Here is a 24,551-nt window from a genome sequence, read left to right as displayed (position 1 = left end):
TAAATGGAGAGTGGAATCTATTCAACTGTATTTACTTCGATAGAAATAAAGTTGGTTAGATCATCACCTTCATCATCGGTTACGGTTGCTACGATTCCGTCTAGAGCACCTTGAGCTAGGAACGTTACAGGGTCGGTATTTTCTAGGCCTGGTCTTAGTTCAACGGTAAATGCACAGTTGTAAACGTTGTTACCAGAACCGCTGTACTCGAGTACTTGGCCAATGTTACAAGCAGGGTAGAACACACCGTCATAGGTGCCACCAAGTGTATTGAGAATGGTGAAGCCGCCTGAGCTTGCACCGTCAACAACATCGACGCCCAATAGAGTGAGTGAGGTTAATGTTACATTGTCGACTTCGGACGCATTGGTTAGCTCAACCACAACTAGGCCACTAACTGCAAACGCGAGGTCAGTATCAGGCGCGAGTGGGTCGAAGGTAACGGTTGCATCATCCATAGCCATGACTGCGAGGCCGTCCTCATCAGTACCGCTAATAGTCGCGACGTTAACGTGACTGTCACCAGCATTACCTTGAACTTGTAGTGTGATCGTACAGCTCGCAGATTCGCCTGGTTCCAGTGAGAATCCAAGCAATGGGGTAGGAGCGATGTCACCGCCATTTTTCGTATCGACCATACAGTCATTCGTGAGGACGCCAAATGGGTTATCAGTCAGGCTGGAGAAGACCACGGTGTCGGATGTTGAAACGCCATCAATGGTGTCTTTCACAGTGAATAAGAATGTGTAGTCAACATCTCGGAACAAGGTTGGGTTGTCACCCGTTTCAAACACTGATGTTGGATTGGCTGTTTTTTCTAGCGTGATCATAGAAGGTACATCCAATACCAAAATAGTGTGAGAATCCATGCCTGTCGCAGTGTCATTCTCGTTATCTCTCGCAGTTGCTGTAACTGTATTTGTGAAACTATCACCTGCATCGCCAGCAACATAGACACTTAGGGTACAGCTGTATGTTGCACCAAATGCTATCGTTACAGGGGTATCAAGACAGTCACTTTCAGCCCCAATTGCGCTTAGATCACCATAGATGGTGTCGACTAAGCTCACGAGTTCGATAGGAGAATCAAATGTGCCAGAGTCGTTAGTCACGTCGAACGTAAATGTGACATCTTCTCCAGGCTCAAGGACTTCAGTTTTGTCAGCTGATTTCACGACGGTAATCGCAGGTGGGACGTTGGTAATCTGAGTTTGTCGTTCAGCGCTACAACGATCGCCAAGGGAGCTGTCACCAACGCCTGAAGGACAAGTTTCACCATTAACAACTGGGTCGCCATTCTTATCTAGTAGTGTCACCTTGATCAGATCTTTATAAAGCTCAGGAGTCGGTACATTAGGTAAGTCACTATCAACCACGTGAACACTAAATTGGCAGCTGTAAGTCGCGTTTGGCGCTACTTCATACAATGGGTCGCCGACTGAACAGTTAGTTGAAGTTAGATAAACACCGTCTTCCACCCCAGGTACTGAGGTTGCACCCCAAAGATTGAGTGTTGCGTCATAGCTACCGTCACCATTGATATCAATTTCATCGGTTAATGCACTAATGAATAACGATGTTTGGGCGTTAGGGTTAGTGAAGCTTAGATTAAAGGTAAACTCGCCGCCTGCTTCTGGGTGAGAGTTAGGCGCCCCTTCAGATTTTACGATATCTGGTGGTGTTGGTTTGATGAACACATCAATGTTAAACGTGTCACAGTTACACTTGGACTTGGTGTTAGGGATCTGGCCCGCATATGGATTTTCATCAATTGTACAGTTATCACGCTCCTGATTGTCCCACGCCGCACAGTAGGTAAAGTCGGCACGGTTGTCGCCATCGTCATCGGTACAAAGCATCGTGATGGTTTCATCAACCAGTGTATATTCATCTGGTCCCAACGCTTTAGTGATATCACCACAAGCGTCCCCATCGAGTTGAGCATCAGCAGTTTCACCGCTACCTCCTGGTACAGGGAGGAGCATACTACAGTTTCTAAATTCACCTTGAACAACCTGAGGACTGGCTTCAGTTAAAGGAAGATAAAAAGTGGTGTCATATCGTTCATTCGCGTTCGTACGCACGGTGACATCGGCTTGAAATGAGAATGTTTCTCCGAGGCTACATTCTGCATTTGGATCCGTTGGAATGACTCTAGTAATTTCAACATCATTAGCGGTACAGTTCAAAGCATCTCGTGGTAACGAGTTTCCCGGCTCTTGCAAATATGCATCCGCCATACAGAGTTTTTCCGTTGGCGAGAGGTTATATGCCTCTGCTTGAGCTGGTGAATGAGTCGTTACACCATACAATGCTGCCGAGCCAACAAGGATGATACTCATCACCCTGTTGAGTCTGCTATGTATTAATCGTTCCATCATTGACCTTCTTTTTCTTCGAAAGTTTGAACAAGAGGGCTACATCAACGCGGATTACACCATTGTGTTTTGCTATAACTTGCGGCTTATCAGCGGCTTAATAACAGAGCCCTCATTCCTTGACCAAACAACCCGCGAGGTGACGCTAGTAAAGCTCACCTGAGAGGCTGCATATTGGTTGCACTTTTAAGGGCAAGAAATGAACCAAACCTTAAGTGATTGAAATTTAGAACCAAATTAATAGCTTGTATCCAAAAAACTGTTAAGAGGTGTACACATTGTTCACCGATATGATGTGATTATAAAAGAGAAGGAAAAAACTGATATTTATCTGTTACATAGCAGCGTTAAACACAGTGGTCTTGTGGAGGAGAGGTTAACACGTAGGTTTACACAGTAAAGTACTGCGATTGAGTGATCTTAACGGTTGATATTTATGCGTTTAGAGCGTAAGTTGCCCGATAAGAGTGATTAATGTTCATTTGATTGATAAATATAAGATTTATTGTTGACCTAAAAATTTATTCCGTTAAAGTACGCCTCGTTCTCACGGCGAAGGTCGTTAGAGCAGGTGGTGTTGCCATCGCATTGATTGCGTTGCCCTGGTGGTGGAATTGGTAGACACAAGGGATTTAAAATCCCTCGACGTTCGCGTTGTGCCGGTTCAAGTCCGGCCCGGGGCACCATCCAAAAATTGAGTGGGTGAATTTAATATCCCGCCGTCGAGTTGACCGGCCGAGTGTCGGACCATCAATTCCGGCCCGGGGCACCATCTCTCATTATTTTGAGAACAATAAAATTCGGTAAGGCGCCTTGGCAGAGTGGCTATGCAGCGGATTGCAAATCCGTGGACCTCGGTTCGATTCCGGGAGGCGCCTCCATTATTTCGAAAGCTCGTCACTATGACGGGCTTTCTTCGTTTTAGCGCAATGGAATTGACGCGCTTTAACACCTCTTTCTGCTGTTTACTTATTGTCTCCTCCCTTATTATTTGATCGGGATTCAACATTTGCACTCAATTAGTTATTGATTTTGTAAATGTTACACGTCTCAATAATTGTAGAGGGTGATTGGTGATAATTTCTCCACGAATGTAGTCCGAACTTTTTGTTGTACAACAGACGGTTAGTAGGATTTCTACTACCTGTCTTGCTGCTCTTTAAGTCCGGGCTTCGTCCTAAAACGTGAGAGAAAAATAATGAAAAAATTCAACCTTAATCCCACACTTTTACCTTTAACTTTGCTGCTCAGTTCGCCGGTAATGGCGGCTCAAAATGGAACTATGATGCAGTATTTCCATTGGTATGTACCCAATGACGGAGCTCTGTGGACGCAAGTAGAAAACAATGCGCCAGCACTAGCTGACAACGGCTTTACCGCGTTATGGCTACCACCTGCGTATAAAGGTGCTGGTGGCAGCAACGATGTAGGGTATGGTGTTTACGACATGTATGACTTAGGGGAGTTTGATCAACAAAGATCGGTTCGAACCAAGTACGGTACTAAAGATCAATATCTAGATGCCATCAAAGCTGCACATAAAAACAATATCCAAATTTATGGTGACGTGGTGTTTAACCACCGTGGTGGTGCAGATGGCAAGTCCTGGGTAGATACAAAACGTGTAGACTGGAACAGCCGTAATATCGAACTGGGTGATAAATGGATCGAAGCTTGGGTCGAGTTTACTTTTCCTGGTCGTAACGACAAATATTCAGACTTCCATTGGACTTGGTACCACTTTGATGGTGTCGATTGGGATGATGCAGGCCAAGAAAAGGCGATCTTCAAATTTAAAGGGGATGGTAAAGCATGGGATTGGGAAGTCAGCTCTGAAAAGGGCAACTATGACTACCTAATGTACGCAGATTTAGATATGGATCACCCAGAGGTTAAGCAAGAGCTTAAAGATTGGGGTGAATGGTACCTAAACATGACTGGTGTTGATGGCTTCCGAATGGACGCAGTCAAACACATCAAATACCAATACCTGCAAGAGTGGATCGAGTACTTACGTTGGAAAACGGGTAAAGAGCTATTTACGGTCGGTGAATACTGGAACTACGACGTCAACAATCTACACAATTTTATTACCAAGACTTCTGGTAGCATGTCACTGTTTGATGCTCCGTTACATATGAACTTCTATAACGCTTCACGCTCTGGTGGCAACTTCGATATGCGCCGAATCATGGATGGTACCTTAATGAAGGACAATCCGGTGAAAGCGGTAACATTGGTTGAGAACCACGATACACAACCTCTACAAGCATTAGAGTCTCCAGTCGATTGGTGGTTCAAACCGCTCGCTTATGCGTTCATCTTATTACGTGAAGAAGGTTACCCATCCGTTTTCTACGCCGATTACTATGGCGCGCAATACAGTGACAAAGGGCACGACATCAATATGGCTAAGGTGCCTTACATTGAAGAGCTAGTTAAAGCTCGTAAAGATTACGCCTATGGTAAACAACACTCTTACCTAGATCATTGGGATGTGATTGGTTGGACGCGCGAAGGAGACGCAGAACATCCGAACTCAATGGCTGTCATTATGAGTGATGGCCCTGGTGGAACGAAATGGATGTACACGGGCTCACCAAGTACTCGCTATGTTGATAAGCTTGGAATTCGTACGGAAGAAGTTTGGACTGACGCAAATGGTTGGGCTGAGTTCCCGGTAAACGGTGGCTCGGTTTCTGTGTGGGTGAGCGTTAAATAACGCTTGAGACTGAATTACAGTTGTGACCAATTTCGAAAATAGTTCGCATTTAATCAATGTCTTGTTTGATATTCATAAAACAAATGCGTAACTTTATACCTGAGCATTATCGATAGGCAGATTAAGGAAAGGAATCTATGGCTGACGTTTTGATTGTTGCGATTGTATTTGGTGCAATATTTGGTGGTGGTATCGTTAAGCTGATTCTCAATCATCGTAAAGAAGTAAGAGCGCTTGAGATTTCCGAGCGCAACCAGATGAGTCAAGAAGAGCGAGATGGTTTGAACAAGCAAGTTGCTGAGCTCAAACAGCGTGTTGAAGTATTAGAGCGCATCGTTACCGACAACAAGTACCAACTTGATAAAGAAATTGCTTCCTTGTAATTCTTACTAAGACAAAAAGAGCCAGCTCAATGCTGGCTCTTTTCGTTTCTGCTCCTCGTGCCAATGAAGTGTCATACTGGACTACCGCTCATCAAAAAAGTCTTTGTTACGAATATACTTGCTCATTAGGTGATAGGAGAAAGGGCGAATCAACCAACTCACCAACGAGCGCCCTAAACGTATTAATGTTGGTGTGTTCTCGTAAATTCTCCCGTTATAGAGCCAAAGCAATTTACCCACATGCCAATAGAGGAACGGTATTGGTGGCATAAAAGTAACAATATCGATGTCGCAGCAGATCCGATAGGTTTTGTGCCCCAAACGATAGTGATTTTTGAACATCCAATCGCCAATAGCGGGCTGTCCAAATGTCACCACTCGTTTAATGCTTTTTGGATACTTACGTTCGATGTAATCGGCAAACACACTTCCAATCGCCCCTCCTGAAGAGTGCCCAGTAATGGTTATTCGCTTGCCTTGAAGTATTAGTGGAACAACAGTGGCTTCTAGTCGTTCAATGACGCTTAAACCGAGACGGTCTTCATTTCGTGATGGTTGGCTTTCTTGAAATAACAAATGGTAAAAACCTGCATGAATGCGATAGGGAAGTCCCAAGCGTTTGCAACTACGAGTCCACATGGCAAAGTTCAATAACCAATCAGTAATGCTGTGCGACCCTTTTATTACTACAACTACTTCTGTGTTCTTTTTACTCCACAATACTCGGATCATGGTTTTGCCAAACTGGTTTTTAATGATTCGCTGTCCATTAGGATCAAACCCATAGCGAGTCTGCTTAAACACTCTAGGGTAAGCGAGATTGCACAGTACAGCGTAGCGTTCGTATTGGTATCGTTTTAAAGGTTTCACTTAAGACTTCTTTGTTTGTGTCAATGACAAACTCTAAGACTGAAATATTAAAAAGACATGACTGTGAGTGAATTTTAACCACTTTAAGGTGTTGGCTAATACATGATTAAACAGGCTGGTATGTTCATAAGCGATTGTAATTGAATGCAAATCACAAACCAGTGAACTATATGTAATTGATTGAATTGATATGGGGTTTATATCGCTGAAAACCAGTTGCATAGATGAGAGGATTATCTTTTGTCAGTGGTTTTATAAGAGGTTCTATTTATGCAATTAAGTCTAAAGAGAAAAATGGTTTTCTCTGTGGTTTTGGCAATTGCAATCACATCTGCGATTCTTCTTTTCATTGGTTATAAGACTTTTCAAGGTAATAGTTGGCAAGCGATAGAAAGTGAGAGTCGCAATATCTTGCAAGCGAATGCGAAAGGTATTGGCGATTGGTTCTATGACAAAAAGCAGGCTGTCCATGGTTTGAAGCAACAGATCCAACTTGATCCATCATTGGACATTGTTCCTCATTTACGTCAGACCCTAGTCTCTGGCGGATTTGGCCTTAGTTATTACGGAAACAAGCAAGGGGAGATGTTTCGCCATGACCCATCATTAAATAAAGCGGGATACGATCCAAGAGCTCGTGGTTGGTACAAACAAACATTGGCGGAGAACAAAGCAATTACAACGAAGCCATATGTTAGTGTCACCATGCAAACCTTGGTCGTAACGCTTACTGACCCTGTTATGGAAGGTGGTCAAATCATTGGTGTTGCAGCGTCCAATTTAGCGTTGGATAAGCTTATTCAGGACGTATTGGCGATTGAAGTCCCAGGTGATGGTCACGCTATTCTGATAGATCGTCAAGGTACGGTCGTAGCCCACAAAAACAAAGACTTTATTTTGAAACAAGTCTCTGAGATTGCACCTGAGCTAAATATTGATAGCCTAAATCAAGCGTCACAAAATCTTGGTACAATCTTCACTACCGTTGATGGTAAAGACAAAGTTGTGATGGCAGAGCCAATCAAAAATACGGATTGGTTACTCGTGATTGAAATGGACAAAAGCGTGTTAGAGCAACCTTTGTTTGACATGCTGAGTAGCCAAATTACAACAGGGCTGATTGTACTAATCGTCATGGCGATTGCGACATCTTGGTTCGTTGCGCGTCAGTTAGTAGAGCTTGGTCGTGTAAGTGAGGCTCTGGCTGATATTGCTGAAGGCGAGGGAGATTTAACTCGTCGATTGGAGGTCACTAGCCAAGATGAAGTTGGTCAATTAGCTGAGAAGTTTAACGTATTTGTGGATCGCTTACGTCAAATGATGAAAAACGTAAGCGAGGTTTCGACGGCGATGACACAAGGCGCCGATCGTGCCAACGTAAGTGCAACGAAGCGTAATGAAAGCGTAAGTAGGCAGCAAGATGAGATCACAATGGTCGCCACGGCGGTGACAGAAATGGCGACGGCCACGGCTGAAATTGCATCCAATGCGGATAATACGGCGAAGAGTGCAAGCCATTCAGTAGAGTTGAGTGATCAGGGCTTCAAACAAATGGAGAAAAGCCAAGCATCAATCAACGAACTGGCGAATGAACTGACTAGTGCGGTCTCAATTATTAGCGAGCTTGAAGAGCACGGTAATCAGATTGCAACCATTCTGGCGACAATCCGAGAAATTGCTGAGCAAACCAATTTACTGGCATTAAATGCTGCTATCGAAGCCGCTCGCGCGGGTGAGCAGGGACGAGGCTTTGCTGTGGTGGCAGATGAAGTTCGTGTGTTGTCTCAACGTACACATGCTTCAACAGAAGAGATTGAAGATAAGATCAAACGTTTGCAACAAGCGACAGACGGTGCTGTGAAGGTGATGACACAAAGTCATGATATGGCGAAAACCAGTGTTCACGATGTTGATTTAGCTGGTGAGAGTTTGTCACAAATCCGTGATGCTATTCAGATGATCAGCGATATGGCGACGCAGATAGCGTCTGCGGCAGAAGAACAATCGTTGGTGACTGCGGAAATTAACGCCAATACGGAGTCAGTTCGTGAAGTAAGCGAGGTGATGGCAAGTGATGCGACAGAGGCCGTTGGACAAGCGCAACAGCTAAACAACTTAGCTAATAACTTAAAGTCAGAGCTATCGCGTTTTAAGTTGTAATTTCAGTTGTTCACGATAAGCCGAGATCGGTTGATCTCGGCTTATTTGTTTTTATAAATGGACAAGAAGTCGACTGATTCCACCCGTTTTCTAAACTGTTTTAGTACATCCAAAGCGCTCGCTCTTTGTTTAGAACGAAGCACTTTCTTTTGTTTTATCAGGGAACGTATTGTTTGTGTGCCTTCTTTGCCGAGATCATATTTGGATTTGAGGCTAGATAGAAACGCAATTTGGGTTACGCTGTCGTTAAAGTCGCCCAAGCGATTCTGCATAAGCTTCAATTGATGAATGTTCTGGTTGTGTGCTTTCTTTGGATACAGATTGGTGAAAAAGTCTAGTAAGTAACGCAGCTTTTTACATTCGATGCGTAGTTTATGAATGTCGTCGTCAGAGCTCTGTGCTCCTAGTTTACGGCTTAGCTTATAGACTTTGTCCGCATGTAGTGAAATCTTCTGATTGGCATATTCTAAAGTCCCCATTTCTGTCTCAAGACTTTCATGAGAGCTTGCTCTTTGCAGGCTATTTTCAATGATTACACAGGTTTTTTTGTAGCAATCTGTCTCGAGCCAATCTGAGACTTGTTTTTGCTCTATCTCCCGAGAGTGCTGTATATGATCGAATATAGATGTTAGTGCGCCTTGATACTCGAGTTGTTTGTCTAAGTAAGACGATTTTTCGGCAACAAAGACATCTAAATCACGTAAGTAATTGGTTTGCTTCATCAGTTTTCTGAGGTTGTGGGCTAATAAGCGACGTTCAAAAGAAGGCAGTACATCTTTTAAGAGTTGGCTAAGAGAGCGGATTCGACGCAATGTTACCCTGTATTGATGATTAAACTCTACATTTTCACCAGCTTTAACCCCTTGCTCGAGCTGCCGGGCGTAACTGAATTCATGAGCGAAAAAGCGGGTAAGGGTAAAAGTTAAATCCGATTCTGTGTGCAAAATCAATTCAAAAGCTGGCTTTTGACTAACGCTCATGTTCAGTTCTCCCTGTGTATACTCGGGCATCTCGAGGTTACTTGGGTATAGATGTAATTAATTTTAGAATATTGCTCTCACTATCCCCATTGCTGCTGATAAAAATATAAATTTTAAACGCTAACATAATGTTTTTATGGGCTTATATTTAGGTGATATTAAATCTGTGCCATAATAATCTTGTTTATATTATTACAATTTCATAACGAGTTAAGTAAAGTAAATTTATTTTTAGGCATAGGCATGATTTGCAAAGCGTTATTTAAAAACTATCAAAATTGATAACTAGGTTGGTTGAAATTTAATCTATTAGTTTGCTAGTATCGCATTCACAACGAATTACAGTCATTCTAATAAATGGATATAAAGTGGTGGAATAAGTCAGTTTTTCTAGGCGATTCGAACTAGAAACCTACCTTTGTGATTACAGGCGTATTCCCAAGTCGAGCGGGGCTTGGTGTGTATCAGTGCATCCCGTAGTATCGGAATGTCCGGTCTTTTTGCGTGTTGAATACCTTAAATCACCCAAGCACAGTCTATTTTGGGGCTAATGAAACCTCGCGTCTGTTACGCGATGAATTCTGTACTCGTATATTTATTTGACGACTTAAATTTATCGTGGGTGGGCGAAATCTAATAGATGTAATTATATAAACTCTACAACAATCATTATTCTAATTAGAATGGTGTTCTAAATTATATTGACGTTAAAAATCAAAGCGTCATTTTTAATTGTGATTATTGATCTTCATTACTTTCTTTTCTTGAAAGGAGATGAATGCTGTCGGTAATTTAAAGTTGCATTCTGTCTTTATATATTTAAAAGGCTAAATTTGAGGTTAATAAATTGAATTTATTCAACTTTACCAATGTCTTAAGTTTTGTTTCAGGCTTAGCGCTGAGAGCAAAAGGAAAAGTTGCAGTTTCTGTTGCTGCACTAATTAGTATCTCTACATTTTCGGCGTTCGCAGGTGATATGCTGCCTACGAAAGGTGAACAAAAAACATTGGTTCTACTGGTTAACTTCCAAGAAAACCCAAACGAGCAACCTATTAGCATCGCTCAAGCCGAGAGTCTTGTATTCGGTGAAATAAACAATTTCTACCGTGAAGCATCTTTTGAACAAACTTGGTTATCTGGTGAGGTGGCAGGTTGGTTCACTTTACCGCTTTCAAATCAGGTTTGTGACTTTACAGCTGTGCAAAATGCTGCTGATGATAAAGCGGTGGCGGCTGGCGTTCCTTTGGCGAACTACGACCGCATTATTTACCTCATGACAAAAACAGCATGTGGTGTCGCTGGCTCTGCAACCCTACAAGGTATACCTTCAAGAGCTCACATTAACGGAGATTTTTCCGCAACCAACATTACGCATGAGCTTGGACACAACTTTGGCTTGCATCACTCTCGCGCTTTAGATTGTGGTGATGAAACCTTGGGTAGCCAATGTGAAATTCGTGAATATGGTGACACCTATGATGTCATGGGTGGCCCTGATATCGGGTACTTCAACACATTCCAACGAGAGCAGTTAGGATGGTTAGATGGTGAGCATTCAAGCAAGACAGTTGAAGTAACACAAGACGGTAACTATTCAATCGCAAATTATGAGGTGCAAAGTGATCAGCCGATTACACTAAAAGTGCCTCGTGGTTTAGATTCAACGACAGGAATGATGCGTTGGTTCTACATTGAATATCGCCAGTCTGTAGGTTTTGATGATTTTCTTGATGATCGCTCGTACTCTTTCTACCGTGGTGATGTGACGGATGGCATCATTATCCGCAGTGCGACTGATGGTGATGCACGTAGCAGCAACCTTCTTCATTTTAAAACAGATTCTGAGTACAAGGCTGTATTTGGTCGAAATGATTGGTTTGATCCAGCAATGCCTGTAGGTGGAACATACACTGACCCGGATTCAGGTGTCACCATGACTTTGAATAGTGCTGCAAATGGCATGGCTGAAGTGAACATTCATTTCGGAAATCCAGGCAATGGTGGTGATGACAAGGTTTGTACTACCCATATGCCAATACTCAAAGCAACAGCAACAACAGACAGTTCTGTTTATGCTGGAGAAAGTGTGCAGTATCAAGTCGCTGTCACTAACCAAGATAGTGCAGATTGTGCGAATACGACGTTTTCCGTGAACGCGACTGTACCAAGTGGGTGGCAAGCTACAAATGGACAATTAACCTTAGCTCCGGGGGAGTCTGGCCAATTGCAATTGACTGTGACTTCAGCGAGTAACGCAGCTACAAAAGACTATTCGATCGGCATGACCGCTTTGCATAGCCAAGACTCTAGTGCTAGTGCGACAGGAACAGTGACTTACACTGTGATTGAAGAGGTTGGAACAATTCCCGAGTTAAGCGCCGTTAACGATAGCGTTGTGCTAACACAAAAGCAGCCAGTAACCATTGATGTACTTGGCAACGATGTGATTGATGAGGAAACGAAGGCTTCTATTGTTTCATACACTAGCCCAAGTAAGGGTCGAGTTGAATTATTGTCTGATGGAACCTTCCGTTACACGCCAGAAAAGCGATTTAAAAATACGGACAGCTTCAGCTACACCATAAGCGACGGTCAAAGTAGCTCCACCGCATGGGTTAGTATCACTTTGCAAGAGTCATCAGATGGTGGTGGCAACGGATCTAAGCCAGGTAAAGGCAACAATAAGTAACTCAGTTAAAATGCCCGGCATATGATATGTCGGGCATTTATTCTTTTGGCTTACCAGCCTCAGTCTTTATTCAGGACATTGAACAGGTTCTGGGCAAGTTGGGCATAGAGTACATTCAGCATAGGCAGTCATTGCTTGTACTGTTGCACCAAAGACGGTTTCACCAATAGCATCCACCGTGTCAGCAAATGGCGGAACATCTCCACCCGCAAGAGGCAGTCCATCAGCTTCTCCCGGTACGGGTTCATAGTTGCCTGAGAAGTCTTCACAGTCTCCCGGTGCCAGTGTACCGATAAGGATAGGATCAGAGTCTTTGTTATCAATTACAACAACGTCATTTATGGTAATTTCCGATGTATTACAAACACTACCATTGTAATTGACTTCTAGACCGTACTCATGAATACCTGTGTTTGCAAAGCGGTTCACGACAATTACGTTACACTCTTTTTGAAGTGTTAACGCGCCAGGAATGTTTTGATTTGGACATTCCCAATCGGCATTGTCTGAAACTGCAACCTCTCCACCACCAGCAAGTGCTGCCGTTACTTCAGCGTAGTTGGTTATACCATTCTGAGCGACTCTAAAGGTGCCGTTAAATGTTTGATAGTCGCCAACGGCAAGCGTCGCAAGTTCAAACATATGAACACCGTTATCAAGGTCTTCTTCAACGGCAGTGGTGTCGGTTGCTTTAATATCGTAAAGAGGCAACTGACCAGTATTTTCGACTTTCAGCTCGTAGTCATATTGTAAGGAGTCGCCGTTAACAATGTTGTTAAACGTACAGACTTTAGTGATTTTGATTTCAGGTTTACCAGGGGTGTAACAAAACGAGATGTGGCTTAAACCATAATAATTATCACCTCGACGCACAGGGGAATGCAATCCGGTATCGCTATTAACTAAAATGCCATCTGAGAAATACTCATACAAGTTACCGGTTGGGCCACCTTTCACAAAGATGCCTTGAATGATGACTGGACTTGAACCTTGATCCCAAGAAAACGTTTTGGCCCCTTCTTGTACCGATATTGCAACTTCTAGTTCACCGTCAGAATAGACACCATCTGCAACAGGTTCTATTTTGAATTCTTCGAGGTCTGGTATTCCATAGAAGTCAGCACAGGTAGGATTACCGTTGTATTGAACTGGTTGAACGCCTTGACCTGAAGGAGGACCGGCTTCGGCTCGGACGTTATGCGATGCTAAAAACGCACAACAGACCAAAAGCGAAGTGAGTAACTTGATCAGTTTTGTGTTCAGAGAACTGGTACAACTGAAGTCCATATTGTACCAGCGCGTATTGTTTGTTTCTTTCATAAAACCTCCGGCGGGTATAGAGCGAGCTATACAACCGCATCGTTGTTCTTTCAGAAATAAGTTCGATACTGCACCGGAGTCATAGCATAGAGTGTTCCATGTATAAGTGGTTGTTTTTGTGGGGCTAATTATTTGGGGTGTGTTTGCCTTTGCACAGTTTGTCTACCCAAGGCTGAAGGGATCTATTTGACAGGAGTACTAAGTACTTGAATAAAAACAATTAAATCGAGGGCTTGTGCGGGTGTTCACTGAGTGAACAAAGTGTAACTGACTCTGGACAGAGCGTGTGTTACGGCTTCACACAGTACCAAACAGAAGTAGATGGATAAATGTTATACCGATTGTATGAATAGCGATCATGCTGGGTTGCTTTTTAAGCATATGAATAAAAAAGATAAAATAAACGGTTGACCTAAAAATTCATTGCGTTAAAGTACGCCTCGTTCTCGCGGCAAAGGTCGTTAGAGCAGATGGTGTTACCATCGCATTGATTGCGTTGCCCTGGTGGTGGAATTGGTAGACACAAGGGATTTAAAATCCCTCGACGTTCGCGTTGTGCCGGTTCAAGTCCGGCCCGGGGCACCATCAGCTATTTTAGTGTTTGGATTGAAAATCCTTCCGTCTAGTTGACCGGCCGAGTGTCGGACCATCAATTCCGGTCGGGGCACCATTCCTCATTATATGAGAACAATAAAATTCGGTAAGGCGCCTTGGCAGAGTGGCTATGCAGCGGATTGCAAATCCGTGGACCTCGGTTCGATTCCGGGAGGCGCCTCCATTCGAATATATAGAATTATTAAGCCTCGTCAGTGATGACGGGGCTTTTTTCGTCTAAGCGACTTAAAAGTATATTGCAGTACTGAGCCTCATAGCACATAGGTTAGCAGAGTAGTCTTTACCTACTGAATGGTGAAACTATACATAGATGTATTGGTTTGTAGTGTCATTATTACAAAACGATACATTAATTTTGTTGCATATAATGTATAATGCTGTTTTGACATACATTATCTGTAATTATTAGTAGTAAAAATGAACATCATTGACTTTTCAGCGAGACTGAGAATCTTAAAATATCGATCCTTAGATTTAATCACTTCAAAAAACACCATCCGACGAAATACTAAGCTAGCGAGTTTGTATAGCAGATTAGGAGACTATACAAACTCAGTTAAGCATGCTGAAGCAGTGTATAAGTCAGGTTCAAGAGCTGATTACTACTACATTTTAAAAAATTTACACATCTTAAGTAATGCCACTCGGCCTGTCGATATCGCTGATGACCCAACCCCGATTCCTGATGATATAGTCTCCCTAATTGGTGCATTAGACTCTAACATTTGTGATTTTGATAAAATAAAATTCATTCAGGATTATGTGTTAAGTAAAGGAGCGATTCCTTGCCTTATTGGTATTTCAGGAAAGGGTAAACGGCTAAAAAACAAAACTATAGAAGAAAAAGAGCTAATATCCAATCCTGATCTATATACTAAAGGTAGATATAAGTGGGGGGAAAGTGATAGAGTCCCTAGCTACATTAAATACGTGTATAGAAATTACAATGATATAAAAATATCCGATCTATTTAACTCATTTTCCCCCGTCGTAAAATCGACCAAAGTTGTATTGCGAGATTTTGAAAACCCATGCGTTTCAGTGCAAGGCGGTAGTAGAGTGACGACTTCTCAGCCAAGATCTTTCAATCGCCGTGTATTGGTGTTTGGTACTTCAACGACATTTTCTATTGGCTCTAGAGATGAAGATTCGATAACCAGTATAATTCAAAGAGAACTGAATAAAAGTTATAGCGATATCAAGGTTGAGAACTATGGAGTTCAGGGAATGCGGTTGATTCTTGCAATTAATAACTTAGTGCAAACAGACATAAAAGAAAACGATATTGTTGTGTTTTTTGACTATGACGAGTTTAATAGGGCTAAAAATGAATATATTTTTAATATTGATCTAAATAAATTAGATAGAGGTCGAGATTTTTTTATTGATTTGACAAAACACCAATGTCATTTTTCTCCAAGTGGAAACTCAATACTAGCTAAGTCTATTGTCAATGAAATTATACCGAGTATGATAAACCGAGATGTAGCTAATTATCGAGAGCCTTGTCATAAGATGCTTCAAGTTCTAGATAACTTAAAATACTGCTTATATAGACACACAGCTCAGTCGTTAGAGTCATGCGAAATGAAGAGTTATCTTTCATTATTAGAAAAGCATGTACCAAAAGAAGGCACAAAGGTAGGTAGTGTTGCGGTCAATTGTAACCCGATAACGCTAGGACATTTACACCTATTAGAGTATGCGGCGGGAGATGTTGATGAGTTATTCGTATTTGTAATTGAAGAAGATAAATCCTTTTTCAAATTTGAAGATCGCTTGAAGTTAGTCTGCGAAGCTACAAATCATCTTGAGAATGTGACTGTTCTTAGGGGAGGCCGGTTCATTTGTACAGAGTTGACGTATCCAGATTACTTTGAAAAAGATACTAAAGAAGCTAAAGCAGATGCGTCAATGGAAGCTTGGTTCTTTTGTGAGTATATTGCAAAGAAACTTAATATTGGCAAAATATTTCTAGGCGATGAACCCAATTGTATGATTACAAAGCAGTACAATGACAAGATGCAAGAATTACTACCAGGCTATGGTATAGAAGTTGAAATAATCGATCGTATATCCACAGGTGGGCAGGTGATAAGTGCTTCGAAAGTAAGGGCTTATTTGAAGGAGCAAGATTTTCAATCGATTAAACCAATTGTTCCTGAGGCTACATATCGCTTCTTAAAGGCAAACTTTTAAATGTAATTGGGCCCGATTTGATAGAGCTCTTAGTGCTTGAGAACAATAAAATTCGGTAAGGCGCCTCCATTCGAATATATAGAATTATTAGGCCCCGTCAGTGATGACGGGGCTTTTTGCATTTGTTAGTTTGTTTTTCACACGACAGCACGGCAGATTTTTAGTGGTCGTAATCGTTATTGGCGGGAGAGTTGAAGCTTAGTGGTTTGACAAAGTGCTAAAGGCATACGGAGCTTGTATGCAAAGTCGCCATCTTGATGGTCTTTTTAGCTAACGTTCTTTTTTAACAAATTAATCTTTGACTAAACGAAATAAATCATTAAAGTACACGCCTGTTCTAGGGGGAAGTCCCGAGACAACTTTTCAAATGTTTCTCTACGAAACTCAAAGATGGCGCCTTGGCAGAGTGGCTATGCAGCGGATTGCAAATCCGTGGACCTCGGTTCGATTCCGGGAGGCGCCTCCATCTAAATTTTCCATTTTATTCACCAACTGATCTGTCGCTACGTATCAAGCAATAACTTTGTTTCACCCTTAACTTTGTTGCATCGATGGCCCCAAAACAACAGCGTTCAAAACCGAGCAGTTCTTTGCTTTTGCGTTATTACTATGTCTCTAGCTAGGCAATAGATATAGGAATGTTTTCTGAAGGCAAAAAAGAGGGGCCTTATATGATTCAGGCCCTTCGTTTCATTAGCGGTTGAATTGAGTCATTAAGCGCTGCATTGCTTCGATACTGTCGACAAGCTGACTGGTTCGCTCAATTGAAGTGTTTGACGTCTCTGATGTGTCGTCTGCTAACTGCTTGATGTTGATGACGTTTCGGTTGATCTCTTGTGTCACACAAGCTTGCTGTTCTACTGCGGTAGCAATTTGATGACTACTATCAGTTACAGAGTCAAGCTTAGCCGAAATCATTCGAAGAACTTCACCCGTTTGGTCAGCTCGTTCCTTGCAGTTATTCGACAGTTCATTACCTTTTTGCATTGCTTCGACCGCAAGGTTGGCAGTGTCTTGCAGTTGCTTAATCATAGAGTGAATTTCACTAGCAGAAGAGCCAGTCTTCGACGCAAGATTTCTCACTTCATCTGCAACGACTGCAAAACCTCGACCAGCTTCACCGGCTCTTGCTGCTTCAATTGCAGCATTGAGGGCCAGTAGATTAGTTTGCTCGGAAATTGCAGTAATGACTTCCAAAATGCTGTCTATTTTTTGGCTGTCATTGGAAAGCTGATTAATGATAGATTGCGAACGAGTAAGCTCCTCATCTAAGGCGTCCACTTCAGATATTGTCTGTTCTATGCTCGTTAAACCTTTCTGTGATTCAGCATTTGCTTGTTCGGTTAGTTGAGAGGCGTCAGTAGCTGCCGTTGAAACTTCATTGATGGAGTTAGTCAGCTCTTCAACTGCGGCTGCGACTTGTTCAGTTTCGCTACATTGTTGCTGAAGGCTTTGACCAATACTCTGTATGGTGCCGAATTCATCTTCTGCTGATGCCAATATTTTCCCTGAAGTTTCACTCGCTCGACCTGAAACTGCTCTTAGCTCAGCTTTGCGCATCATTAAAGCCAACTCAATGCGTGAGTAGTCATCTTTATGATTCGTGTATGGGTACTCCATTAACTCATTTTCATACGCTTGCTTTGTTAGCTCAGACAGATCGTCAAAGCGTTTCTTTTGCATGAGAGCATTCCCGCAAAGTAGTAACGCAAGTAGAGCTGGTATTAGCAGTAACCAGTTTGCTGACATCACGCTTAAAGCGAGTAAGGAAGCCAGAAGGGCAGGTAAGCCAATAGCATTTATAAGGTGATACTTGAAGCGAGGTCTTACTTTCGCTTTATTGTGTGAGATTTGTTTGTAAAGGCTTTCTGCGCGTAGGATTTGTTCTTGGGAAGGCTTAGACCGAACCGATTGGTATTCAATCACGTTACCTTGAGGATCTCGAATTGGCGTTACAAATGCGGAAACCCAATAGTGGTGCTCGTTGTCACTGCATTGGTTCTTTACCAGCCCCATCCAGCTCTTACCAGCTTTGAGATATTCCCACATTTGTTTAAATGCGGCTTTCGGCATGTCTTTATGACGAACCATATTGTGTGGGTTGCCAATGAGTTCATGATCTTCATACCCAGCTATGTCACAAAAGTCACTATTTGCATAGGTGATATGACTGCTAGGATCGGTTGTGGAGATCAAGTTGGCAGCTTCGCTAAATTCCTTGTTGAGCATATTAGTCGTTCTATTTTTACTGTTGGTTAGAAGAGTTGTGCTAAAAGCAAGAACTCAGACTGTTGATTTTCAAGCAATAGTTTAGATTTGGAATGAAGATCAACATATGACACAAGTCAATTTGAGCGGATTATTTATAAACAAAAGTGAAAACTATGAAATCGATTCTTATTATTTGCCAAATCAATTTAATTAATATTATCAATTTCATTTTTGCCTGATTGGTGTCTCGAAAACGGCCTAGTTTGACGACTTTTACTTGATTTATTAAAAATTATTAACAGCCTAGTGAGGTGGTGACGGTTTACTACATAAATATGTGGCAAATTTACTCTTAAACCCTCTTGTAGCTAAGGTTTTTTATCATCTACCCCTTTAGGGTAGTTTGATTCCGTAATTGATTTACATCATGTATTAATTTTCTTTCACATTTAACAATGCGCTCAGTTATAAGAACCTAACCCTTAGGAAGTATTATGAGCAAGTTGAAGCTGGTCGTTATCGGTAACGGTATGGTAGGGCACCGTTACATTGAAGACTTAGTCGAAAAAACGGATGCATCTCAATATGAGATCACAGTTTTCTGTGAAGAACCACGTGTCGCTTATGACCGTGTCCACCTTTCTTCTTACTTTTCTCACCATACAGCGGACGAGTTATCTTTGGTTAAAGAAGGTTTCTACGAGAAGCATGGTGTGAATATGTTAATTGGCGAGCGTGCCATTAACGTAAACCGTGAGAAGCGTATCGTTCATTCAAGCACTGGTCGTGAAATTCAATACGACAAGCTGATTATGGCAACTGGCTCATTCCCGTTCGTTCCACCTATCAAGGGCCGTGAAAGTAAAGACTGTTTTGTTTACCGCACTATCGAAGATCTAAAAGCGATCGAAGCGTGCGCGAAGAAGAGTAAAGTCGGCGTGGTTATCGGTGGCGGCCTACTTGGTCTTGAAGCGGCGGGTGCATTGAAAGCGCTTGGCGTTGAAACTCACGTTGTCGAGTTCGCTCCGAAGTTGATGGCTGAACAGCTAGATCAAGCGGGTGGTAATCAACTTCGCCAAAAAATCGAGAGCATGGGTGTTAAGGTTCATACGAGCAAAAACACACTTGAAATCGCTCCTGAGGGTAAAGATGCGCGTAATGTTATGCGTTTTGCCGATGGTACTGAACTAGAGACAGATTTCATCGTATTCTCTGCAGGTATTCGTCCACAAGATAAGCTGGCTCGTGACATGCAGTTGGATGTTGCACCACGTGGTGGTATTGCCATTAACGACTTCTGTCAGACATCTGATGAGAACATTTACGCGATTGGCGAGTGTGCTTCTTGGAATGAAACCTTCTACGGGTTAGTTGCTCCTGGTTACAAGATGGCAACGGTAGCGGTTGACCACATTGTGGGTAACGACAGCAAGTTCGAAGGTGCTGACATGTCAGCGAAGCTTAAATTACTTGGTGTGAAAGTTGGTTCTATCGGTGACGCTAACGGTCGTACTCCTGGTTGTAAGAGTTATGTTTACCAGAACGAAGAGCAAGAAGTTTACAAACGCTTAATCGTATCAGAAGACAACAAGAAGCTTCTTGGTGCGGTGATGGTCGGTGATACTTCTGACTACGGTGATCTTCTACAGCTAATGTTGAATGAAATCGACCTACCAGAACACCCAGACGCATTGATTCTGCCAGCTCATGCAGGCGCAGAAAAACCAACACTAGGCGCAGATGCTCTGCCTGATTCCGCGGTTATCTGTTCTTGCTTCGACGTGACTAAAGGCAAAATCGCTGAAGCTGTTGCACAAGGGCACCACACTATTGGTGACATCAAAGCGGTAACGGGTGCAGGCACAGGTTGTGGTGGCTGTATCCCACTTGTAACGTCAGTGCTGAACGCTGAGCTTGAAAAAGCGGGCGTTGAAGTAAAAGCAGACGTTTGTGAGCACTTTGCTTACTCTCGCCAAGAGCTTTTCCACCTAGTGCGTATCGGTGAAATTAAATCGTTTGAAGAGTTGCTAGAGAAACACGGTAAAGGCTACGGCTGTGAAGTGTGTAAACCACTAGCAGGCTCTATCCTTGCTTCTTGCTGGGGTGACCACATCCTGAAGCCATCTCTGGTTAAGCTGCACGATACCAACGATAACTTCCTAGGTAACATGCAAAAAGATGGTACTTACTCTGTTATTCCACGTATGGCTGGTGGTGAAGTAACGCCACAAGCACTTGCAGCACTTGCAGATGTTGCCGCTGAATACAACCTGTACACCAAGATCACAGGCGCTCAACGTATCGGTCTATTTGGTGCGCAGAAAGATGACCTTCCTGCAATCTGGAAAAAGCTAATCGAAGCAGGTTACGAAACAGGCCAAGCTTATGCGAAAGCACTGCGTATGGCTAAGACGTGTGTCGGCTCTACGTGGTGTCGTTACGGCGTTCAAGATTCAGTTGGCCTTGGCGTAATGATCGAGAACCGTTACAAAGGCATCCGTACACCTCATAAGATGAAGTTTGGTGTGTCTGGTTGTACTCGTGAGTGTGCAGAAGCGCAAGGCAAAGACTTGGGCATCATCGCAACTGACGCAGGTTGGAACATGTACGTTTGTGGTAACGGTGGTATGAAGCCTCGTCATGCAACGTTACTAGCCAGTGACCTAGACCAAGAAACGCTGATCAAGTACATCGACCGATTCATGATGTTCTACATCCGTACAGCAGCACCACTACAGCGCACATCGGTATGGTTCGAAAACTTAGAAGGCGGTATTGATTACCTACGTGAAGTAATCATGGAAGACAAACTGGGTATCAACGAGCAGCTTGAAGCAGACGTAGCGAAGTTGGTTGAAGAGTACCGCTGTGAGTGGACTGACACTATCAACGATGAAACTCAGCTGAAGCGTTTTGCACACTTCGTGAACTCTGATGAACGTGACGACAACGTTATGTTCGTGACAGATGGCCGTGAGCAACATCGCCCGGCTACATTCACTGAAAAACATCCTGAAGCGAAAGGTGACATCCTTCACGTAGAAGTGGTTTAAGGGGAGAAGAGATCATGGCATTTACAAAAGTTTGCAACATCGAAGACATCATCCCAGGAACTGGTGTAGTGGCACTGTTTGAGGGTGAACAAGTCGCCATCTTCCGTCCACGAGCGACTGAAGAAGTCTTTGCAATCAACAATATGGACCCGTTTTTTCAGTCAAATGTACTGTCACGAGGCCTGATTGTTGAACACGATGAGCAATTATGGGTCGCAAGCCCACTTAAGAAGCAACGCTTTAACCTAGCAACAGGTGCATGTATGGAAGATGAGCGCATGAGCGTGAAATCGTACAAAGCACGTGTCGCAAAGGGCAAAGTAGAGATCGCCGCGTAAATATTCAGCATAGCCCAAATAGTTGTTGCAGCAGCTAGGTGACAAATAAGAAGGCTATGGAGATTTAATAGCTTAAAGATTCGTTGTTTCTCAGTTGGGGAACAGAGGAACAGCGAGTCTTTCACTATTCAATTTCAACTTTTAACTTTCAATTTTGAATAAGGACACATTCATGTCTACAGACTTTAAACCTGCTGAATTCGTACAAACCGTGATCAACGTGGGTGAGGCGAAAACCAATACCAGTACTCGTGACCTTCTGCTTCGCGGTACTATGGCGGGTATCATCCTATCGCTTGCGGTTGTTGTTGCGATTACCACAATCGTACAAACAGGTGTTGGTGTTGTAGGGGCACTTGTCTTCCCAGTCGGTTTCGTGATTCTTAGTGTTATGGGCTACGATCTAGTAACGGGTGTTTTCGGTCTAGCGCCTCTCGCTAAATTCGCAAACCGTCCTGGTATCACTTGGGGTCGTATCTTCCGTTGTTGGGGTCTTGTAGGTTTGGGTAACCTAATCGGTTCTCTAATCGTAGCTTACCTAGTGGCAATCTCTTTAACAGGTAACTTCTCTCTAGAATTAAACGCAGTAGCGAAGAAATTTATCGCAGTTTCTACTGCACGTAGCCTTGGTTTTGAAAACATGGGCATGGACGGATGGATCACGTGTTTCGTACGCGGCATCTTCTGTAACCTGATGGTGTGTCTAGGCGTTATCGGCAACATGACTGCACGTTCAGTGTCTGGCCGTGTAGCAATGATGTGGTTCCCAATCTTCATCTTCTTCGCACTAGTATTTGAGCACACAGTGGTAAACATGTTCCTATTCCCACTAGGTATGATTCTAGGTGCTGATTTCGGTATTGCGACTTGGTTGAACTTCAACCTTATCCCAACCATCCTAGGTAACATCGTTGGTGGTCTAGTAATGACTTGTATCCCACTGTACCTAACTCACGCTAAAACTGCGCCTTCTATCAATGCTGAAGAAGAAGTAAAAGCAGAGCCTGTAATGGCTAAGTAATCGAGGTTTATTACCAATATTAGGTAATGAACGAGTCGGGACTCTCTTGGGACTTGAACTGAGAGATTCCCGACTACGCACCTTCGTCGCTTTCGGGAATGACTCAAATAGGAGCAATTCAACAAATACTGCTCATCTAATGCGATAACAAGCAAAGCGAAAAGCCTGTCATTCCTTAGATGAAGGAACTTCAGAGCAGGGAACCTCGTTCCCATCTACAAATAAGCTATTTGGCTATAAAAAGCGCTTCTTTGCCAAGAGTCTCTCTTTATATCTAAATTTTTCGATAGGCGTTGATATGACTACTGTTAACTCATCTTTAAACAGCGGCTTTGTTTCTCTTGTTGGCGCAGGCCCAGGTGACCCAGACTTACTTACTGTAAAAGGGTTAAAAGCAATTCAAGCGGCTGAAGTTGTGGTGTACGACCGATTGGTGTCCAAAGACATTCTTGAATTGGCTCACGCATCAGCAGAGATGATTTATGTAGGCAAGAAATTAGACTTTCACTGTGTGCCTCAAGATCAAATCAACCAAATCTTGGTGCAAAAAGCGCAAGAAGGTAAGCGTGTAGTGCGTCTGAAGGGCGGTGATTCATTTATCTTTGGCCGAGGTGGTGAAGAGCTCGAAGAATTAGCTGAATTCGGTATCAAATATGAAGTGGTTCCGGGTATTACTGCGGCAGCAGGAGCAACAGCTTACGCGGGGATCCCATTAACGCACCGCGATCATGCTCAAAGTGTTCAGTTTATTACAGGCCATGTACAAAAAGATGGTCGCGAGATTGAATGGCATTCGCTAGCGCAATCTAACAACACACTTGTGTTCTACATGGGATTGAAGCAAAGCGGTCATATCATGGATAAACTGATTACACATGGTTTGGACCCTGAAATGTCATGCGCAATCATTGAAAACGGCACGCGCCCAGAGCAACGTGTTTTCCAAGGTAAGTTAAATGAGCTATCGAGCATGGCGGAACAGGCTGTAAGTCCTGCGTTAATTGAGGTTGGCAGCGTAACGCAGCTGCACAACAAATTGGACTGGTTCGGCAAATAACGAAAGCCCTAACCGCTAAGTATTAAATGGCGCAAGGACTGCGTTTCTGTTGCATCTCTCTTTTCCGCATTGGCATTTGATCGATAAGACTATTGATGAATTGCCAATCGGTCTTTGCCCCCCAGCGGTGTTTCTCTTCGCCATCTTTACCTAGCAGAATTGCAGTGTGTTGACCTGCTTTGACGTCGTAGAGTGCGGCCAGCATTTTCAAATCGAACTCTTCTTTTAGCCAAGAAGGTTCAGTAAAGCCGTCTTCCGCTATGACCAAGGTGATGACGTCTCTATCTTCCAATTCGCATTCATTCATCAATGCTTCTAGCAAAAATTGCTTAACGTGATTGTCGTTTGCGGGGGCAAAATAGAGCACGCTACGATGTGGCCAGTATTGGGCATGTGCTGGATATCCAAATGCTGGACTTGATAAGAGGCATGAAAGCAACAGGGTAATGATCGTCTTACTCATGGCTTCACTCCTTGAAACGCGGATACCAAGTTATACGGTAAGTTTAGTGGAATTAGCTCATTGTGCTTTGGTTCAAAGTGGCATAGGGTATG

General features: G+C 43.0%; 15 protein-coding genes and 5 tRNA genes. 14 read left to right on the top strand and 6 right to left on the bottom strand.

Going from position 1 to position 24,551, the window contains the following annotated elements:
- Positions 1-17 precede the first annotated feature (17 nt).
- Entirely contained in the window at positions 18-2,381 is a 2,364-nt protein-coding gene (locus KIV41_RS04950) for a hypothetical protein (protein WP_285335805.1), read from the bottom strand.
- Positions 2,382-2,977: 596 nt separating this feature from the next.
- Between KIV41_RS04950 and KIV41_RS04945 the strand changes: the two genes are divergently transcribed.
- The 4 genes from KIV41_RS04945 to KIV41_RS04930 all read left to right on the top strand — a co-directional run bounded on the left by KIV41_RS04945 (position 2,978) and on the right by KIV41_RS04930 (position 5,483).
- Positions 2,978-3,064: transfer RNA gene (locus KIV41_RS04945), tRNA-Leu, on the top strand.
- Between the two features lie 121 nt (positions 3,065-3,185).
- Positions 3,186-3,259: transfer RNA gene (locus KIV41_RS04940), tRNA-Cys, on the top strand.
- A 317-nt stretch (positions 3,260-3,576) separates the two neighbouring features.
- Positions 3,577-5,100: an alpha-amylase gene (gene amyS / locus KIV41_RS04935; RefSeq protein ID WP_252042685.1), complete on the top strand. Its 1,524-nt coding sequence runs from the start codon at positions 3,577-3,579 to the stop codon at positions 5,098-5,100.
- A gap of 137 nt (positions 5,101-5,237) precedes the next feature.
- Positions 5,238-5,483 (top strand): hypothetical protein, encoded by a 246-nt coding sequence (locus KIV41_RS04930; protein WP_010451657.1) that lies wholly within the window; start codon positions 5,238-5,240, stop codon positions 5,481-5,483.
- An 81-nt stretch (positions 5,484-5,564) separates the two neighbouring features.
- Here the strand turns inward: KIV41_RS04930 and KIV41_RS04925 are convergent, their stop codons facing one another.
- A complete protein-coding gene (locus KIV41_RS04925) occupies positions 5,565-6,353 on the bottom strand; it encodes a lipase (RefSeq protein WP_138940970.1) in 789 nt (262 codons plus the stop codon).
- Positions 6,354-6,647: 294 nt separating this feature from the next.
- On the opposite strand from KIV41_RS04925, the gene KIV41_RS04920 reads away from it, so the two are divergent.
- Positions 6,648-8,513: a methyl-accepting chemotaxis protein gene (locus tag KIV41_RS04920; protein ID WP_285335870.1), complete on the top strand. Its 1,866-nt coding sequence runs from the start codon at positions 6,648-6,650 to the stop codon at positions 8,511-8,513.
- 41 nt (positions 8,514-8,554) lie between these two features.
- Here the strand turns inward: KIV41_RS04920 and KIV41_RS04915 are convergent, their stop codons facing one another.
- Positions 8,555-9,493, bottom strand: coding sequence for a CHAD domain-containing protein (locus KIV41_RS04915; protein WP_285335804.1), 939 nt, complete (start codon positions 9,491-9,493; stop codon positions 8,555-8,557).
- An 847-nt stretch (positions 9,494-10,340) separates the two neighbouring features.
- On the opposite strand from KIV41_RS04915, the gene KIV41_RS04910 reads away from it, so the two are divergent.
- A complete protein-coding gene (locus KIV41_RS04910; protein WP_252042689.1) occupies positions 10,341-12,182 on the top strand; it encodes an Ig-like domain-containing protein in 1,842 nt (613 codons plus the stop codon).
- A 66-nt stretch (positions 12,183-12,248) separates the two neighbouring features.
- Here KIV41_RS04910 and KIV41_RS04905 read toward each other — a convergent pair whose 3' ends face one another.
- On the bottom strand, positions 12,249-13,502 hold the full coding sequence (locus KIV41_RS04905) for a hypothetical protein (RefSeq protein WP_252042690.1): 1,254 nt from the start codon (positions 13,500-13,502) through the stop codon (positions 12,249-12,251).
- Positions 13,503-14,000: 498 nt separating this feature from the next.
- Here KIV41_RS04905 and KIV41_RS04900 point away from each other — a divergent pair.
- The 4 genes from KIV41_RS04900 to KIV41_RS04885 all read left to right on the top strand — a co-directional run bounded on the left by KIV41_RS04900 (position 14,001) and on the right by KIV41_RS04885 (position 16,782).
- Positions 14,001-14,087 (top strand) — tRNA-Leu (locus KIV41_RS04900).
- A 119-nt stretch (positions 14,088-14,206) separates the two neighbouring features.
- Positions 14,207-14,280, top strand: a tRNA-Cys gene (locus KIV41_RS04895).
- A gap of 254 nt (positions 14,281-14,534) precedes the next feature.
- Positions 14,535-16,316 carry a citrate lyase ligase gene (locus KIV41_RS04890; protein WP_252042691.1) on the top strand — a complete coding sequence of 594 codons (1,782 nt, stop codon included), beginning with the start codon at positions 14,535-14,537 and terminating at the stop codon, positions 16,314-16,316.
- Between the two features lie 392 nt (positions 16,317-16,708).
- Positions 16,709-16,782 (top strand) — tRNA-Cys (locus tag KIV41_RS04885).
- A gap of 227 nt (positions 16,783-17,009) precedes the next feature.
- On the opposite strand, the gene KIV41_RS04880 is transcribed toward KIV41_RS04885, so the two are convergent.
- The gene (locus KIV41_RS04880; RefSeq protein ID WP_038882814.1) at positions 17,010-18,545 is read right to left on the bottom strand and encodes a PAS domain-containing methyl-accepting chemotaxis protein; all 1,536 of its coding nucleotides are present in this window, start codon (positions 18,543-18,545) and stop codon (positions 17,010-17,012) included.
- 476 nt (positions 18,546-19,021) lie between these two features.
- Here KIV41_RS04880 and nirB point away from each other — a divergent pair, with 476 nt between their 5' ends.
- The 4 genes from nirB to cobA all read left to right on the top strand — a co-directional run bounded on the left by nirB (position 19,022) and on the right by cobA (position 23,996).
- A complete protein-coding gene (gene nirB, locus KIV41_RS04875; RefSeq protein WP_285335802.1) occupies positions 19,022-21,580 on the top strand; it encodes a nitrite reductase large subunit NirB in 2,559 nt (852 codons plus the stop codon).
- 14 nt (positions 21,581-21,594) lie between these two features.
- Positions 21,595-21,918 carry a nitrite reductase small subunit NirD gene (gene nirD / locus KIV41_RS04870; protein WP_005473845.1) on the top strand — a complete coding sequence of 108 codons (324 nt, stop codon included), beginning with the start codon at positions 21,595-21,597 and terminating at the stop codon, positions 21,916-21,918.
- 172 nt (positions 21,919-22,090) lie between these two features.
- The gene (locus tag KIV41_RS04865) at positions 22,091-22,939 is read left to right on the top strand and encodes a formate/nitrite transporter family protein (protein ID WP_285335800.1); all 849 of its coding nucleotides are present in this window, start codon (positions 22,091-22,093) and stop codon (positions 22,937-22,939) included.
- A 298-nt stretch (positions 22,940-23,237) separates the two neighbouring features.
- Positions 23,238-23,996, top strand: coding sequence for a uroporphyrinogen-III C-methyltransferase (gene cobA, locus KIV41_RS04860; RefSeq protein WP_285335799.1), 759 nt, complete (start codon positions 23,238-23,240; stop codon positions 23,994-23,996).
- Between the two features lie 22 nt (positions 23,997-24,018).
- On the opposite strand, the gene KIV41_RS04855 is transcribed toward cobA, so the two are convergent.
- Positions 24,019-24,459: a DUF4174 domain-containing protein gene (locus tag KIV41_RS04855; RefSeq protein ID WP_182025205.1), complete on the bottom strand. Its 441-nt coding sequence runs from the start codon at positions 24,457-24,459 to the stop codon at positions 24,019-24,021.
- Positions 24,460-24,551 lie beyond the last annotated feature (92 nt).

The organism is Vibrio sp. D401a, from assembly GCF_030248515.1.
GTDB lineage: Bacteria > Pseudomonadota > Gammaproteobacteria > Enterobacterales > Vibrionaceae > Vibrio > Vibrio rotiferianus.
Note: the sequence above shows the minus strand (reverse complement) of the source record. Positions and strands in the feature narration are given on the sequence as shown.

What these genes read in the sequence shown, in the direction of transcription:
- KIV41_RS04950 (WP_285335805.1), bottom strand. Translation starts at nt 2,381, where the DNA reads ATGATGGAACGATTAATACATAGCAGACTCAACAGGGTGATGAGTATC.
- amyS (WP_252042685.1), top strand. Translation starts at nt 3,577, where the DNA reads ATGAAAAAATTCAACCTTAATCCCACACTTTTACCTTTAACTTTGCTG.
- KIV41_RS04930 (WP_010451657.1), top strand. Translation starts at nt 5,238, where the DNA reads ATGGCTGACGTTTTGATTGTTGCGATTGTATTTGGTGCAATATTTGGT.
- KIV41_RS04920 (WP_285335870.1), top strand. Translation starts at nt 6,648, where the DNA reads ATGGTTTTCTCTGTGGTTTTGGCAATTGCAATCACATCTGCGATTCTT.
- KIV41_RS04915 (WP_285335804.1), bottom strand. Translation starts at nt 9,493, where the DNA reads ATGAGCGTTAGTCAAAAGCCAGCTTTTGAATTGATTTTGCACACAGAA.
- KIV41_RS04905 (WP_252042690.1), bottom strand. Translation starts at nt 13,502, where the DNA reads ATGAAAGAAACAAACAATACGCGCTGGTACAATATGGACTTCAGTTGT.
- KIV41_RS04890 (WP_252042691.1), top strand. Translation starts at nt 14,535, where the DNA reads ATGAACATCATTGACTTTTCAGCGAGACTGAGAATCTTAAAATATCGA.
- KIV41_RS04880 (WP_038882814.1), bottom strand. Translation starts at nt 18,545, where the DNA reads ATGCTCAACAAGGAATTTAGCGAAGCTGCCAACTTGATCTCCACAACC.
- nirB (WP_285335802.1), top strand. Translation starts at nt 19,022, where the DNA reads ATGAGCAAGTTGAAGCTGGTCGTTATCGGTAACGGTATGGTAGGGCAC.
- nirD (WP_005473845.1), top strand. Translation starts at nt 21,595, where the DNA reads ATGGCATTTACAAAAGTTTGCAACATCGAAGACATCATCCCAGGAACT.
- KIV41_RS04865 (WP_285335800.1), top strand. Translation starts at nt 22,091, where the DNA reads ATGTCTACAGACTTTAAACCTGCTGAATTCGTACAAACCGTGATCAAC.
- cobA (WP_285335799.1), top strand. Translation starts at nt 23,238, where the DNA reads ATGACTACTGTTAACTCATCTTTAAACAGCGGCTTTGTTTCTCTTGTT.
- KIV41_RS04855 (WP_182025205.1), bottom strand. Translation starts at nt 24,459, where the DNA reads ATGAGTAAGACGATCATTACCCTGTTGCTTTCATGCCTCTTATCAAGT.